This is a genomic window from Diaphorobacter sp. JS3050 (genome assembly GCF_013154915.1).
In the GTDB taxonomy this organism is placed as follows: domain Bacteria; phylum Pseudomonadota; class Gammaproteobacteria; order Burkholderiales; family Burkholderiaceae_C; genus Diaphorobacter; species Diaphorobacter nitroreducens.
Genome location: NZ_CP053553.1, coordinates 2,991,762 through 3,007,136, shown reverse-complemented (window position 1 = coordinate 3,007,136; position 15,375 = coordinate 2,991,762). Strand labels below are relative to the sequence as shown.

General features: G+C 64.5%; 14 protein-coding genes. All 14 read left to right on the top strand.

The annotated features are described in order from the left end of the window. Nucleotides 1-11 precede the first annotated feature (11 nt). Complete coding sequence (gene acpP, locus HND92_RS14430) at nucleotides 12-251, top strand: acyl carrier protein (protein WP_003058049.1); 240 nt, start codon at nucleotides 12-14, stop codon at nucleotides 249-251. Nucleotides 252-308: 57 nt separating this feature from the next. After that, entirely contained in the window at nucleotides 309-1,553 is a 1,245-nt protein-coding gene (gene fabF, locus HND92_RS14425; protein WP_172208008.1) for a beta-ketoacyl-ACP synthase II, read from the top strand. A gap of 621 nt (nucleotides 1,554-2,174) precedes the next feature. Continuing rightward, complete coding sequence (gene rpoE, locus HND92_RS14420; protein ID WP_172208006.1) at nucleotides 2,175-2,810, top strand: RNA polymerase sigma factor RpoE; 636 nt, start codon at nucleotides 2,175-2,177, stop codon at nucleotides 2,808-2,810. Between the two features lie 40 nt (nucleotides 2,811-2,850). Next, nucleotides 2,851-3,474, top strand: coding sequence for a sigma-E factor negative regulatory protein (locus HND92_RS14415; RefSeq protein ID WP_172208004.1), 624 nt, complete (start codon nucleotides 2,851-2,853; stop codon nucleotides 3,472-3,474). A gap of 65 nt (nucleotides 3,475-3,539) precedes the next feature. Then, entirely contained in the window at nucleotides 3,540-4,565 is a 1,026-nt protein-coding gene (locus HND92_RS14410; protein ID WP_172208002.1) for a MucB/RseB C-terminal domain-containing protein, read from the top strand. Between the two features lie 139 nt (nucleotides 4,566-4,704). Further along, nucleotides 4,705-6,135 carry a DegQ family serine endoprotease gene (locus tag HND92_RS14405; RefSeq protein ID WP_370567828.1) on the top strand — a complete coding sequence of 477 codons (1,431 nt, stop codon included), beginning with the start codon at nucleotides 4,705-4,707 and terminating at the stop codon, nucleotides 6,133-6,135. 440 nt (nucleotides 6,136-6,575) lie between these two features. Then, complete coding sequence (gene lepA, locus HND92_RS14400; protein WP_015913971.1) at nucleotides 6,576-8,384, top strand: translation elongation factor 4; 1,809 nt, start codon at nucleotides 6,576-6,578, stop codon at nucleotides 8,382-8,384. A gap of 5 nt (nucleotides 8,385-8,389) precedes the next feature. Beyond that, nucleotides 8,390-9,367 carry a signal peptidase I gene (gene lepB, locus HND92_RS14395; RefSeq protein ID WP_041836392.1) on the top strand — a complete coding sequence of 326 codons (978 nt, stop codon included), beginning with the start codon at nucleotides 8,390-8,392 and terminating at the stop codon, nucleotides 9,365-9,367. A gap of 27 nt (nucleotides 9,368-9,394) precedes the next feature. Beyond that, entirely contained in the window at nucleotides 9,395-9,772 is a 378-nt protein-coding gene (locus tag HND92_RS14390; protein WP_172207998.1) for a DUF4845 domain-containing protein, read from the top strand. 5 nt (nucleotides 9,773-9,777) lie between these two features. Then, nucleotides 9,778-10,464, top strand: a complete 687-nt coding sequence (rnc, locus tag HND92_RS14385) for a ribonuclease III (RefSeq protein ID WP_172207995.1) — start codon at nucleotides 9,778-9,780, stop codon at nucleotides 10,462-10,464. Continuing rightward, the gene (gene era, locus HND92_RS14380; RefSeq protein ID WP_011806387.1) at nucleotides 10,461-11,474 is read left to right on the top strand and encodes a GTPase Era; all 1,014 of its coding nucleotides are present in this window, start codon (nucleotides 10,461-10,463) and stop codon (nucleotides 11,472-11,474) included. The genes rnc and era overlap by 4 nt, the downstream gene beginning before the upstream one ends. Before the next feature lie 253 nt (nucleotides 11,475-11,727). After that, nucleotides 11,728-12,516, top strand: a complete 789-nt coding sequence (recO, locus tag HND92_RS14375; protein ID WP_011806386.1) for a DNA repair protein RecO — start codon at nucleotides 11,728-11,730, stop codon at nucleotides 12,514-12,516. 216 nt (nucleotides 12,517-12,732) lie between these two features. Further along, entirely contained in the window at nucleotides 12,733-14,421 is a 1,689-nt protein-coding gene (locus HND92_RS14370; protein WP_253940042.1) for a DUF4153 domain-containing protein, read from the top strand. A 139-nt stretch (nucleotides 14,422-14,560) separates the two neighbouring features. Further along, nucleotides 14,561-15,340 carry a pyridoxine 5'-phosphate synthase gene (locus HND92_RS14365; RefSeq protein WP_103737430.1) on the top strand — a complete coding sequence of 260 codons (780 nt, stop codon included), beginning with the start codon at nucleotides 14,561-14,563 and terminating at the stop codon, nucleotides 15,338-15,340. The last annotated feature ends 35 nt before the right edge of the window (nucleotides 15,341-15,375 follow it).

The window sequence follows — 15,375 nt, the reverse complement described above, 5'->3', positions numbered from 1 at the left end:
TGAGGGAAACCATGAGCGATATCGAAGCACGTGTCAAAAAAATCATTGCCGAACAACTCGGCGTGGAAGAATCCCAAGTCACCAACGAAAAAGCCTTCGTGGCAGATCTGGGTGCCGACTCGCTGGACACGGTGGAACTGGTGATGGCGCTGGAAGACGAGTTCGGCATCGAGATCCCTGACGAAGACGCAGAGAAGATCACGACGGTGCAAAACGCCATCGACTACGCCAATACCCACCAGAAGGCCTAAGGCGCTGCCGCCCCGCACTCCCTGGGGCGCGGCATCCCATCAGCAAAGGTTTAGCGCATGAGCCGTCGTCGCGTTGTCGTGACCGGCCTGGGTTGCATCACCCCCGTTGGCAATACGGTGGCCGATGCCTGGGCCAACATCCTCGCCGGGAAATCCGGCATAGACCTCATCACCAAGTTCGATACGACGAACTTTGCCTGCAAGATAGCTGGCGAGGTCAAGGGTTTTGACCTGGACTCCTTCATCAGTGCCAAAGATGCGCGCACGATGGATACGTTCATCCATTACGGTATCGCGGCGGCCGAAGAGGCAGTGCGCGACGCTGGTCTGCCCACGGGCGAGGCGCTGGACGATGAATTGGCCACCCGCATCGGCTGCATCATTGGTTCCGGCATCGGCGGACTGCCGCTGATCGAGAACACGCATGCGGAGTTGACCAACCGGGGGCCGCGCCGCATCACGCCGTTTTTCGTCCCTGCATCCATCATCAACATGGTGGCTGGCCAGGTGTCGATGCGCTTTGGCTTCAAGGGACCGAACCTGTCGGTGGTCACAGCCTGCACCACGGGCCTGCACTGCATCGGCGAAGCGGCCCGCAAGATCGAATACGGGGACGCCGACGTGATCGTCGCTGGCGGTACGGAGTCCACCGTCTCGCCCCTGGGTGTGGGCGGCTTCGCAGCCATGCGTGCCCTGTCCACGCGCAACGATGATCCGCAGACGGCGTCACGCCCCTGGGATAAGGACCGCGATGGCTTCGTTCTCGGCGAGGGCGCGGGGGTTCTGGTGCTGGAAGAGTACGAACACGCCAAGGCGCGTGGCGCGCGCATCTACGCCGAGGTGTTGGGCTATGGCATGAGCGCCGACGCCGGGCACATGACGGCACCCAATATGGATGGCCCGCGGCGTGCCATGGTTGCCGCACTGCGCAATGCCGGCGTGAATGCCGACGAGGTGGATTACCTCAATGCGCACGGCACGTCCACGCCGCTGGGGGATCTCAACGAAACCAATGCCATCAAGGCGGCACTGGGTGACCATGCCAAGAAGATGGTGGTGAGTTCGACCAAATCGATGACCGGGCATTTGCTTGGTGGAGCGGGAGGCATTGAGAGTGTGTTCACCGCACTCGCTTTGCACCAGCAGAAGGTGCCTCCTACCACGAATATCTTCGAGCAGGATCCGGAGTGCGATCTGGACTACTGTGCCAACACGGCGCGGGACATGAAGATCGACATCGCAGTCAAGAACAATTTTGGCTTTGGTGGCACCAACGGAACGCTGGTGTTTCGGCGCGTCTGATTGATCGGGCCTGGCGCGGCGGTCGGCGCGTCCGCGAGTCTCTGGATCATCGGGCGGGCTCGTCCTCCCCAGTGTTTGGCTAACGTCCACCATGCGTGAGTCCTTGCACGCTCCCGCCGTTCGCTACCCCTATGGCCGCTCGCTCGTGGTGGCCCGCACCCTTGTCGTGTTGGCGCTGGCCGGCATGGCCTGTCTGTCGGTCTGGTTGCTATCCCATGGACGTCAGCCCGACCTGGCCATGCGCGCCTGGGTTGGTGCTGTGGCCTGGGTGTTGGGTGCGGCGGCGGCCTGGCGCTTCTGGCACCGCCTGCCGGAAGGCTTTTTGGTGTGGGATGGCAGCCTGTGGTGGTTGGAGACTGGGCGAACGGGCATGCGTATGCCCGTGGATCCGTCTCTCAGGGTGCATCTTGACTTTCAGACCATCCTGATGCTTTCCGTGCAAGGGGCATCCCACACACGGCAATGGCTGTGGATGGAATGCAGGAGCGACCCTCTCCAATGGCCGGCTCTGCGGCGTGCGGTATATTCGCGCGCCCGTGGCGGCCCCCTCGCTGGCGCGCCCGCGAAGCAGACAACCGACGGAATGCCACCCCCGCAGGGTGGCGGAGCATCCCACAAGACATGACGACCCCACCGCCCGCGCCCCAAGAGCCCGCCGACAGTGATCTGCGATTGGTCGAGCGCACCGTCGCGGGGGACCAGCGCGCTTATGAACTTCTGGTCATCAAATACCAGCGGCGCATTGAGCGCCTGGTGGGGCGTATGGTGCGCGATACCGATCTGGTGGCCGACATCACGCAGGAAACCTTTCTGCGTGCCTACCGAGCCTTGCACCAGTTCCGTGGAGAGGCACAGTTCTATACCTGGCTCTACCGCATCGCCGTGAACACCGCCAAGAAGGCGCTGGTAGACATGAAACGCAATCCGGTTGTCACGGAGAGCGCTCTTCGCGGCAGCAACGACTCCGAAGATGAAACTTCCTTCCTGGATCGTGAACTAATCAGCGACGAAACCCCCGAAACCGTGTTGGCGGCCCAGGAAATCGCTGCCGCTGTCAATGCGGCCATGGAGGCACTGCCCGAGGATTTGCGGCAGGCCGTGACTCTGCGGGAGATCGAGGGGTTGAGTTACGAGGAAATTGCCGTAGCCATGGAATGCCCCATCGGTACGGTGCGCTCGCGGATCTTCCGTGCGCGCGAGGCAATTTCCGCGCGGGTCAAGCCTTTGCTGGAGAAGCGCTCCGGCAAGCGGTGGTAGGCGTGTGAATGGCAATGGCGCGGTTTGGCGAGTAAACACCATGAACGACGACATGATGATGCGAGAACAGCTGTCGGCTTTGGCCGATGGGGAGTTGCAGGGCGAAGAATTTGCGCACGCGCTCACCTATGCCGCGAACGCCGAGGGGCGGGCGACGTGGCAGCTCTACCATTTGATAGGTGACACCCTGCGCAGTTCTGAAGCAGCGGGTATGGGAGACCTTGAACTCGTAGACCGCCTGCGCACGCAACTGGCGCGCGAACCGGCGCCTCGCTTGGCGGCCGTGGAAGTAGGTCACGTGGCCTCTATGAAGGCGGGGCGGACGAAAGACAACGCAGCCAACGCCGCAGTGTTCCGCTGGAAGGTGGCGGCAGGGGTCGCGTCGTTTGCCGCAGTCGCGGCTGTTGGATGGAGTGTTTATCTGGGCGCCGAAGGTGACGGCCGCGCGGCAGGCGCGCAGTTGGCGGCGGTCCAGCCAGCCATGACGGCCCCGGCGCCCGCTCTGCTGGCCACAGCCGCCGGCCCTGATGGGCAACAGGTCATGTTGCGTGATCCGCGTCTGGATGAGTTGCTCGCGGCGCACAAGCAGTTTGGCAGCACGACTGCACTGCAGATGCCGGCAGGCTTCCTGCGGAACGCCACGTTTGAAGCGCCTGCGCGCTAAAGGGTCGGGCTCATCGTTGGAATGTCTAGGCTAGGGAGTCCAGGCGCGTGATTCGGTGGCGAGTAATGCAGTGCTGCCGCAGGTTGCGGTCATGGTGGTTGGTGTGTGGCGGTTTGATGCTCTGTGGCGTGGCTGCGGCGAACTGCATGTCAGGCCCCGCACCAACGACCCCTGGCGAACCACGCGACGTGGCGGAGTGGGTTGCGCGCATGCACCATGCTTCGCTGTTTCGCAGCTACCGTGGCACGTTCGTGGTTCTTTCTTCCAATGGGGCCATGGTCAGTTCCCGGATCTGGCATGCCTGCGAGGGTGCGCGGCAAATTGAGCGGGTCGAGGCGCTGAGCGGAACACCACGGGTGGTCTTCCGGCGCGAAGAGGAGGTCCGCACCTTCCTTCCGCATGCCCGTGTGGTACGCAGCGAATTGCGCGACGTGCCCGGTGCTTTTCCGCGTGTTGCCGATGCCAAGGGTGTCCATCCTTCGCAGCATTACGCACTGCGAGCCCTCGGGCAGGAGCGCGTGGCCGGGAGGGATGCCGATCGGCTTTTATTCCAGCCCCGTGATGCCTGGCGATTCGGCTACCAGATCTGGGTGGATCGTGTGTCTGGACTGGTTGTCAAGATGCAGACCTTGGACGGCGAAGGTCGGCTCCTGGAGCAGGCGGCATTTTCGGAACTGAATCTGGATGTCCCGGCGGATCTGTCGCGCATCGAACAGATGATGGAGGACTTGCAGGGGTATCGTCTCGTGAAGGTCCCTCTTCAGCGGACGACGGCCGAAGCGCAAGGCTGGACCATGGGCAAGGCTGTGGCCGGATTCGTCTCCCAGGGCTGCTATCGCAAAGACGTGATGGCCATGGCGTCCGGCCCGCTATTGCAGTGCATTTACTCAGACGGCTTGGCCACGCTTTCCGTCTTCGTGGAGCCGTTCGATGCCGCACGCCATGCTGCATCTGTGCGCAGTGCCAGTATGGGCGCCACACAAGTGGTGGGCCGGCAGGTGCACAAAACTGCCTGGGTGACCGCTGTGGGGGAAGTTCCTGCCCGCACGCTCCAGCGGTTCATCGAGTCCGTCCAACGCAAGGACGAGTGATGCGTGCCGTTCCCGGTGTACGGGAACCAATGCGCGCGGCTTTCTCACAAACCGCTATTCCCGCTGTTGCGGGTTGTCTGGAAAAGAAAGGCTGATGATGACGAAACTCCGTGCAAAGCGCGCATGGTGGCCCTGCGCTATGGCCATCGCCTTGGCAATGGGCGGCGCAGGCTTGGTGGCGGCGCCCGCTTCGGTGCAGGCCCAGCCTGCTGCCGTGGTGCGTGGCCTGCCTGACTTCACCGAACTGGTCGAGCAGGTGGGACCGTCCGTGGTGAACATTCGCACAACCGAGAAGGTGACGGCGAGGCCCTCCATCGGGGGCATGGATGAAGACATGCTGGAGTTCTTCCGGCGTTTTGGTGTCCCGGTGCCCAACATTCCACGCCAGCAGGGGCCGCAGCGTCCGCAGCCCGAAGAGCAGCCGCGTGGCGTGGGATCGGGGTTCATTCTGAGTCCTGACGGCTATGTCATGACCAACGCCCACGTGGTGGAGGGGGCGGACGAAGTGATTGTGACGCTGACGGACAAGCGGGAGTTCAAGGCCAAGATCATTGGCTCGGACAAGCGCACCGACGTTGCCGTCGTCAAGATCGACGCCACGGGACTGCCCGCGGTAAAGGTGGGTGACGTGGGCCGTCTTAAGGCGGGTGAATGGGTCATGGCAATCGGCTCTCCCTTTGGCCTGGAAAACACCGTGACCGCCGGCATCGTGAGTGCCAAGCAGCGCGATACGGGCGACTATCTGCCCTTTATCCAGACGGACGTGGCCATCAACCCCGGTAACTCCGGCGGCCCTCTGATCAACATGCGGGGCGAGGTGGTGGGCATCAACAGCCAGATCTACTCCCGCTCCGGCGGATTCATGGGTATCTCGTTCGCCATTCCCATTGACGAGGCCATGCGCGTGAGCGAGCAACTGCGCGTGAGCGGTCGCGTGAGCCGTGGCCGCATTGGTGTTCAGATTGGCTCGGTTCCCAAGGATGTGGCGGAGTCCATCGGGCTTGGCAAAACCGACGGCGCGCTGGTGCGCGGCGTGGAGACTGGATCCCCCGCGGAGAAGGCTGGCATCGAGGCGGGCGACGTGATCACGCGCTATGACGGCAAGGCCGTCGAGAAGGTGTCTGACCTTCCCCGCCTGGTGGGCAACACCAAGCCAGGAACCAAGACCCATATCACGGTGTTCCGCCGTGGCGCATTGCGCGACCTGTCGATCACCATTGCCGAGGTGGAGCCCGATGAAAAGGTGGCAGCCAAGGCAGCCGAAGCAGAAGGCAAGGGCAAGTCCTCGACAGCGGCTCAGCAGATCGGCTTGGTCGTTGCCGACCTGACCGCTGCGCAGGCGAAAGAGCTGAAGGTGAAGGGGGGGGTGCGCGTGGTCTCTGCCAACGACGCGGCGGCGCGTGCCGGTCTGCGGGCAGACGATGTGATCATCGCGCTGGCTAACACCGAAGTCCGTAACCTCAAGGATTTCGAAGCGGTACTAGCGAAGGCTGACATGGGGAAACCCATCAACGTGCTTTTCCGTCGCGGCGAATGGGCGCAATATGCACTGATCCGCCCCAGCCGTTAGGCAGCGTCGCCAGGGCTCGCTGGAGCCCTGCGATTCCGTAGCGGGGAACGCTCTTTCGCAGGGTTGGTATCAACGGGGCGCTATGTACTTATTGATAGAATAAGTGTGTTTCAAAGGCGCCAATCAATATAACTCCACCTTGAACGTCGCCATGCGGAAAACGCGCTAAGTCATGCACAGGTTTTCCATGGCTTGTTCACTTGTTATTCAGCAATTTGAGATGTGTTGGTTGAATAAGATGTGGATAAGTGCCTCGTTGCAGCCCGGCAACGACCCCGGGCGCTTGTAGGACGCACCCCTTGTCGGGGCCTTTTTGCCTACAATGAAGCTCCAACTATCGCAGTTGCCAAAGATTGTTGGTTCAGGGCGCGTCGCTTGTTTGACGCGCCCTTTTTTCTTGTCATGAGCCTTGCGGTTCAAATACTTGTCGTATCCCGTTGATGAACCACATCAGAAATTTTTCGATCATTGCGCACATTGACCACGGCAAGTCCACGCTTGCTGACCGCATCATCCAACGCTGCGGGGGACTGGCCGACCGGGAGATGGAAGCACAGGTGCTCGACTCGATGGACATCGAGAAGGAGCGCGGGATCACCATCAAGGCGCAGACCGCGGCACTGCAATACAAGGCGCGTGATGGCAAGGTCTACAACCTGAACCTGATCGATACGCCGGGCCACGTGGACTTCTCATATGAGGTGTCGCGCTCGCTTTCGGCGTGTGAGGGTGCATTGCTGGTGGTCGATGCATCGCAGGGCGTCGAGGCGCAGACCGTGGCCAACTGCTACACCGCGCTGGATCTGGGTGTGGAAGTGCTGCCTGTGCTCAACAAGATGGATCTGCCCCAGGCCGATCCAGACACCGCCAAGGCCGAGATCGAGGATGTGATTGGCATCGACGCAAGCGAAGCCATTGCCATTTCGGCCAAGACAGGCATGGGCATCGACGACGTGCTCGAGCAGATCGTCGCCAAGGTGCCGGCACCGCGCGGCAAGCCCGACGCGCCGCTGCGCGCGATGATCATCGACAGTTGGTTTGACTCCTACGTGGGCGTCGTCATGCTGGTGCGCGTGGTCGATGGCCGGCTGCAGAAGGGCGAACGCTTCAAGATGATGGCCAGCGGCGCTGCCTACGAGGCGAACAACCTCGGTGTGTTCACGCCCGCGCAGCAGTCGCGCGATGCGTTGGAGGCGGGCGAGGTGGGCTACATCATCGCCGGCATCAAGGAACTGAAGGCAGCGAAGGTGGGCGACACCATCACGCTGGAAAAGAAGCTGCCCAACAACCTGGGCCCCGCCACGGAGGCGCTGCCGGGCTTCAAGGAAATCCAGCCCCAGGTGTTTGCCGGCCTGTACCCGACGGAAGCCAACCAATACGACGCGCTGCGCGACGCCCTGGAAAAGCTGCAGCTCAACGATGCGTCGCTGCACTTCGAGCCCGAGGTGTCGCAGGCGCTGGGCTTCGGCTTCCGGTGCGGCTTCCTGGGGCTGCTGCACATGGAGATCGTGCAGGAGCGCCTGGAGCGCGAATTCGACCAGGACCTGATCACCACCGCGCCCAGCGTGGTGTACGAGGTGGTCAAGGGCGACGGCGAGGTCATCATGGTCGAGAACCCGTCCAAGATGCCCGACCAGGGCAAGATTCAGGAGATCCGCGAGCCCATCGTGACCGTGCACCTGTATATGCCGCAGGACTACGTGGGCCCGGTCATGACGCTGGCCAACCAGAAGCGCGGCGTGCAGATGAACATGCAGTACCACGGCCGCCAGGTCATGCTGACCTACGAACTGCCGCTGGGCGAGATCGTGCTGGACTTCTTCGACAAGCTCAAGAGCGTCTCGCGCGGCTATGCCTCGATGGACTATGAGTTCAAGGAGTACCGCCCTTCCGACGTGGTCAAGGTGGACATCCTGCTCAACGGCGAAAAGGTGGACGCGCTGTCCATCATCGTCCACCGCAGCCAGTCGCAATACCGCGGCCGCGCGGTGGCGGCGAAGATGCGCGAGATCATCTCGCGCCAGATGTTCGACGTGGCCATCCAGGCGGCCATCGGCGCCAACATCATCGCGCGCGAGACCATCAAGGCATTGCGCAAGAACGTGCTGGCCAAGTGCTACGGCGGCGACATCACCCGCAAGCGCAAGCTGCTGGAAAAGCAGAAGGCAGGCAAGAAACGCATGAAGCAGATTGGGTCGGTGGAGGTGCCGCAAGAGGCCTTCCTGGCGATCCTGCAGGTTGAGGATTGATCGCTGTGCAAGTCATGCAATACATCACGGCCGCGGTGCTCGCGGCATTCGTGGGCTATGTGGGCGCGTGGTATTTCGGCGCGCTTGAGGGCAACTTCGCGCTGCTGCTGTTCCTGGCCACGGTGGTGACTGGGGCGTACTGGCTGGCCGAGCGCTTCATCTTCCTGCCCCGGCGCCGCCAGGCCGCGCAGGCACTGGAGGCTGCAGCGGCCCAGCGCCGCGCCGAGTTGGATCGCATGGGCATCCAGAAGGTGGACCAGGACGACCTCCAGGAAGCCAAGGGGCGCATCCTCATGCAACCCTGGTGGCTGGACTGGACAGCGGGGCTCTTCCCCGTGATCGCCATCGTCTTTCTGCTGCGCTCGTTCCTGTTCGAGCCCTTCAAGATTCCCTCGGGTTCGATGATCCCGACGCTGCTCGTGGGCGACCTGATCCTGGTGAACAAGTTCACCTATGGCCTGCGCCTGCCCGTGATCAACACCAAGATCACTGAAGGCAATCCGCTGCAGCGTGGTGACGTGGTGGTGTTCCGCTACCCGCCGCAACCCAACATGGACTACATCAAGCGCGTGGTGGGTATCCCAGGGGATGAGGTGGCCTACCTGAACAAGCGCCTGACGGTGAATGGCACGCCGGTGCCCACCACGGCACTACCGGACTTCTTCGACCCGGATGCGATGCGCTATTTCAAGCAGTTCGAGGAGCACCTGGGGGCACACCCGCACCGTCTTCTCAACAACCCCGAAGTTCCGGCGTTCGTGCAGGGTGCGAGCAATTACCAATTCCGCGATCAGTGCCGCTACAGCGTCGAGGGCGTGACCTGCAAGGTGCCTGAAGGGCACTACTTCATGATGGGTGACAACCGCGATAATTCGCTCGATTCGCGCTACTGGGGTTTCGTGCCGGACGGGAACATCGTGGGCAAGGCCTTCTTCGTGTGGATGAACTTCGGTAATCTCAAGCGCATCGGACCATTCAACTAACCAGTATTGGCAGAGAGGGAAGCAGACATGGGAGCACAACGCACCACCACTCGTTCGCGTCAGCGGGGGCTGTCGTTCATCGGCGTGATTTTCGTGGGCCTGATCGCTGTGGCCGCATTCGCGATCGGCGGGCAGTCCGTACCCATCTTCCTGGAATACTTCGCGATCAAGAAGGCCGCAGCGAAGGCGGCACGTGACGGCTCGACGGTGCCCGAGATCCGCGCAGCGTTCGACCGGGCAGCAGCCATTGACGACATCCATTCCATTGCCGGCAAGGACCTGGAAATCACCAAGCGCAATGACAAGATCGTGGTGTCATTCAGCTATTCGCGTGAAATTGCCCTGGCGGGACCGGCCTTCCTGGTCTACCGCTTCCAGGAATCGACCCAACCCCCGAATTACTAGTCTTAGTGCAACCGGTCAGTCTCTCCACGCTGCAGCAACGCCTGCAGCATCAGTTCTCCGATGCGTCGCTGCTGCAGCGCGCGCTCACCCACCGCAGCTTCAGCGCGGACCACAACGAACGCCTGGAATTCCTGGGCGACTCGGTGCTGAGCCTCGCGGTCTCCAGCCTGCTGTTTCGCCGCATGCGCGACCTGCCCGAAGGGGAGTTGTCGCGCGTGCGTGCACTGCTCGTCAAGCAGGACTCGCTGCACCAGATCGCCGTGCGGCTGCAGTTGCCGCCGGTGCTGCGCCTGGGGGAGGGCGAGGCCAAGTCCGGCGGCAAGCTGCGCCCGTCCATCCTGGCCGATGCATTGGAAGCGATCATCGGTGCGGTGTACCTGGATGCGGGCTATGAGTGCGCCGAGCAGCTGGTGCACCGCCTGTTCGAGGGCGTGGAGTTGAGTCCGCGCTTGCAGGAGGCGGCGAAGGATGCCAAGACCGCGTTGCAGGAGTGGCTGCAGGGCCGCAAAATGAATCTGCCTCAGTACCGGGTCGTCTCCACCACGGGCGCCGCGCACAACCAGGTGTTCCATGTGGAGTGCGAGGTGGTCGAGTTGCAGCGCGTGGAGCGCGGCAGCGGCGCATCGCGCCGCGCCGCTGAGCAGGCCGCCGCCGGTGCCATGCTGGCCCAGTTGAAAGCGAAAAACGTATGAATGCTACTGAAACCGTAGCTGGTAGCGCAGACGATTCGGGCGCTAGCGGCCAAAATGACCTGGAAGCCATGCTGGCGGCCGCGCGCCCCGGCGGCGATGCCCCGGCCGAGGCCAGCGGCCAGCGCTGCGGGCTGATCGCCATCGTGGGCAAACCCAATGTGGGCAAGTCCACGCTGATGAATGCGCTGGTGGGGCAGAAGATTTCCATCACCAGCCGCAAGGCGCAGACCACGCGCCACCGTATCACGGGCATCCGCACACGCGGCGCCACGCAGTTCGTGTTCGTGGACACGCCGGGCTTTCAGACCCGGCACTCCACCGCGCTCAACAAGTCGCTCAACAAGACCGTGATGGGCGCGATTGGCGACGTGGACCTGATTCTCTTCGTGGTCGAGGCCGGCAGCTTCACGCTGGCCGACGCCAAGGTGCTGTCGCTGTTCAAGCCGGGCATCCCCACGCTGCTCATCGCCAACAAGCTCGATACCGTGCACCGCCGCGCCGAGATCGCACCGTGGCTGCGGGACATGCAGGGCCGCCACCCGTTCGCGGAGTTCGTGCCCATGTCGGCCAAGAACAAGGGCGATATCGAGCGCCTGTACGGCATCTGCGAAAAGTACCTGCCCGAGCAGCCCTGGTGGTATGCCGAGGACGAGTTGACTGACCGCAGCGAGAAATTCCTTGCCTCTGAAACCGTGCGCGAGAAGCTGTTCCGCTTCACGGGCGACGAATTGCCCTACACCTCCACGGTGGTCATCGACAAGTTCGATGAGGAAAAGAGCAAGCAGCACAAGCGCTTCATCCGCATCGCGGCCACCATCGTGGTGGAGCGCGACGGCCACAAGGCCATGGTGATCGGCGAAAAGGGCGAACGCCTGAAGCGCATCAGCACCGAGGCACGGCAGGAGCTTGAAAAGCTCATGGATGCCAAGGTGTTTCTGGAGGTCTGGGTCAAGGTGCGTTCCGGCTGGGCCGATGATGAAGCGCGCGTGCGCTCCTTCGGTTATGAATAGGACCGTCCCGTGAGCGGCTGTGCCGTCTTCCCCTGCGCGCAGCGCTGCGTTTCGCGGGCACAGGGGTGACGCGGTGGCTGGGCAAGGCTCGCTCCGCGCAGGCTTCTGGCGTGGCCCGTTTCGCTGCTCTCTGACGGGTGGTGCAGTGGCGACGTCACGCGGCGCGGGGGATGCTTGCACACGGATTTTCAAGCAAATCAGCCTCCAGCGCTCATCTGTCAAGCGCTGGGAGCTATTAAAAAGATAGCAATTCATGGCCGCCCGCCGCATCGCCGACGAGCCCGCCTACGTACTCCACAGCTACGACTGGAGTGAATCCAGCCTGATCCTGGAGACGTTCACGCGCCATTACGGCCGCGTGGCGCTGGTCGCCAAAGGGGCGAAGAAGCCCACCTCCAACTTTCGGCCCGTGCTGCTGCCGCTGCAGCCGCTGCGGGTGACCTACACGCTGGGCGGCGAGGGGCATGGCGAGATCCATGCGCTCAAGGGCGCGGAGTGGGCGGGTGGCCATGTCATGCCGACGGGCGATGCGTTGCTGTCGGGCCTGTACCTCAACGAACTGCTCCTGCGGCTGCTGGCGCGTGAGGACACCCACGCGCCGCTGTTCGATACCTATGCCGGCGTGGTGCGCGTGCTGGCAACCGTGGACCATGAGGGGGAACATGGCGATGCGCTGGAGCCCGTGCTGCGCAGCTTCGAGCTGCTGCTGCTGCGCGAGATCGGCCTGCTGCCGGGCCTGGATGCCGAGACCTCCACGCTTGCCCCGCTGCACGCGGCGGCGCGCTACGCGCTCGTGCCGGAAGCCGGCCTGCGCCCGGCCGTGCCGGCCGACCGGGCGGCGCTTTCGGGAGGCCAGTGGCTGGCCCTGCAGGGCGCGCTGGACGAGCCCGCGCGCTACACCGCCACGCTGCGGGCCATCGCGACAGCCGAGGCGCCGGTGGCGGCCGATCTCAAGACGCAGTTGCGTGCGCTGCTGCAATACCACTGCGGCAGCCCCTTGCTGCGCACGCGCCAGCTGATGATGGATCTGCAGAAACTCTGAGAGGCTGTCCTCAGGCTTTCCACGCGGCGCGTGGTCTTAGCTCCGTGCCCAGGCGCCGTGACATATCTTGCCAATGGCACGCGCTGTCGGCGCCCGATGTGCCGTGCAGACGGGCCAGTCCGCGAGAATCGCTTCCGCGATGGGTTTGAGGGCAGCTTCTGAAACACAGACGACGGGAGGGAACAGGGCATGGAGCATGGCAGGGCAAGAGGGTGGATGATCGGCTGGGCGATCGCGCAGGGCGCCGCATTGTGGGCGTTGCACGGGCTGCTGCCGAAGGGCGACGCCGCTGTGCTCTGGCCGCTCTACGCCGTGGTGCTGGCGGTGCCGCCGACCCTGCAACTGCTGGCCGCGCACCGTGCACGCCGCCTGCTGTGGGTGCACGCGGCGGCCCTGGCCATGGTGTTCGCCGCTGCCGCGGCTTATGCGGGCCATGCCTCGCTGGGTGAGAACCGCGGCCGCGCCGCCATGGCCCTGGGGGTGCTGCTGTCCTGCAGCTGGTTCGTGCTGCTGCCTTTTGCCGAGCAACGCCTGGCCAGCGGCACCTGGGCGCGCGACTACGCCAGGCTTTTCGCCACGGCCTGGCGCCATGCCTTCCAGTTGCTGTTGGCGGGCCTGTTCGCCGGGCTGTTCTGGGCGCTGCTGTTCCTGCTGGCCGGGCTGTTCAAGGTGCTGGGCGTGTCGCTCTTCATGGACACATTCACCAGCCGCCCGTTCGTCTACATGGCCACCCCGATGGCGTTCAGCATGGGGTTGTCGCTGTACGCGGCGCGGGAAGAAGCGTTGGCGGGTTTCTGGCGTTCGATGCTCCAGGTGCTGGGCTGGCTGTTGCCGCTGGCCTGCCTGATCGCTGTGCTGTTCCTCGTGGCTTTGCCGGTGCGCGGCCTGGCACCGCTGTGGAAGACCGGGCACGCCACGGCGCTCATGCTCGGGCTCATGGCGTGGCTGGTGTTTCTGTTCAACGTGGCCTGGAGCGACGGCCGGGCGGAAAGCCAGCGCTTCGGCCCCGGGCTGCAGCGCTTTTGCGCGGCCGGCCTGCTGGCAATGCCCGTGTATGCCGCGCTGTGCGCCTATGCGCTGGGACTGCGGGTGGCGCAGTACGGCTGGAGCGCGGACCGCGTCTGGGCCGCGCTGGCCGTGGCCCTGATGGCGGTCTACGCCGTCGGGTATGCGGTGGCCGCACTGCGGCGCGGTGCGCCGTGGATGGCGCTGGCGCGGCGGGTGAACGTGGCGGCGGCCTGGCTGGCCGTTGCGCTGGCCTTGTTGACCTGTACGCCCGTGCTGGACCCGGCGCGCATCGCTGTCGCCAGCCAGCTGGCGCGCCTGCAGGCGCAACGCGTGGACGTGCAGGCCTTCGACTTCCGCTACCTGCGCTGGGACGCGGGCCGGGCCGGTCGCGCGGCGTTGGAGCAGTTGGCGCAGGAGCAGAGCCACCCCCAGGCCGCGCAGATCCGGGAACAGGCCCAGGCGGCCCAGCAGGACACGCACCGGTACGCGCGGGGCCGTGGAACGCCTGTTTGGACCGCCGAGACCCTGCGCGCCCGGTTGCAGCCGTTTCCCGCCGAGGCGGCGCCCGATGCCGCATGGCTTGAATTCCTGCTCACCCAGCTGCGGGGGAGCCAGCTGTCGCTGACCTGCACCGAGGCCGCGCCCTGTCCCGTGCTGCGCATCGACCTGGACGGTGACGGGCAGGCGGAGCAGGTACTGCTCAGCGGCTATGCGAGCCAGGTGTTCGCGCGGGACAGTGCGCAGTGGCGGACGGTGGGGCGTCTGCAGGGCAACCTCCGGCATGTGCAGGGCGCGCGGGCCCAGCAGTGGGTGGAGCAGGGCGTCCAGACCCAGCCGCCCCGCTGGCACGACCTGGTGATCGGCGGCGAGCGCTACTCGGTACGCGAGACGGACTGAGGTGGCCCGGCGGCGTTGCGCAGGCGCCCCGGCGCGGCCGCAACCCGCGCCGCCGCGCGCCGCGGCCTTGCGCAGCGTCGTCCCCGCCCCCGTCGCAGATTGCTATATTGCCTAGCTTCACGCCACCGCTTCGCATCCCATGACCACCTCCCACGCGCGTACCGCCCTCTCCGTGAACGTCAACAAAGTGGCGCTGGTGCGCAACACGCGCCATCTGGGCATCCCCAGCGTGCTGCGCGCCGCGCAGCTGTGCCTGGAGGCGGGGGCGCAGGGCATCACCGTCCATCCGCGCCCCGACGAGCGGCACATCCGTGCGCACGATGTGTACCAACTGGCCGAGCTGCTCAAGCAATGGCCGCAGGCCGAGTACAACATCGAGGGCAACCCCACGCACAACCTGATGGAGTTCATCCGCCAGGTGCGCCCGCACCAGGCCACCTTCGTGCCCGACAGCCAGGACCAGTTCACCAGCGACCACGGCTGGAGCTTTCCGCAAGATGCCGAGCGCCTGGCGCCCCTGATTGCCGAATGCCGGCAGTTGGGCGTGCGCGTGAGCCTGTTCATGGACCCCGTGCCCGAGCAGATGGCCGCCGCGCGCGCCGTGGGGGCCGACCGCGTGGAGCTGTACACCGAGCCTTACGCCGCCGCCTGGGGCACGCCGCAGCAGGCCGCGCAACTGGAGCGCTACCGTGCTGCCGCCCAGGCTGCGCTGGATGTCGGCCTGGGGGTGAACGCGGGCCACGACCTCAGCCGCGACAACCTGGCGGACTTCCTGGCCCACGTGCCCGGCGTGCTGGAGGTGTCCATCGGCCATGCGCTGATCGCCGATGCGCTGGAGTTGGGCTACGGCGACACGGTGCGCGCCTACCAGCGCTGCATCGCCCAGGGCATGACGGAGCGGGGACTCCTGAAACCATAGCTGCTGGCGCTTGTTGGATAAGCGCTAGAGACCTA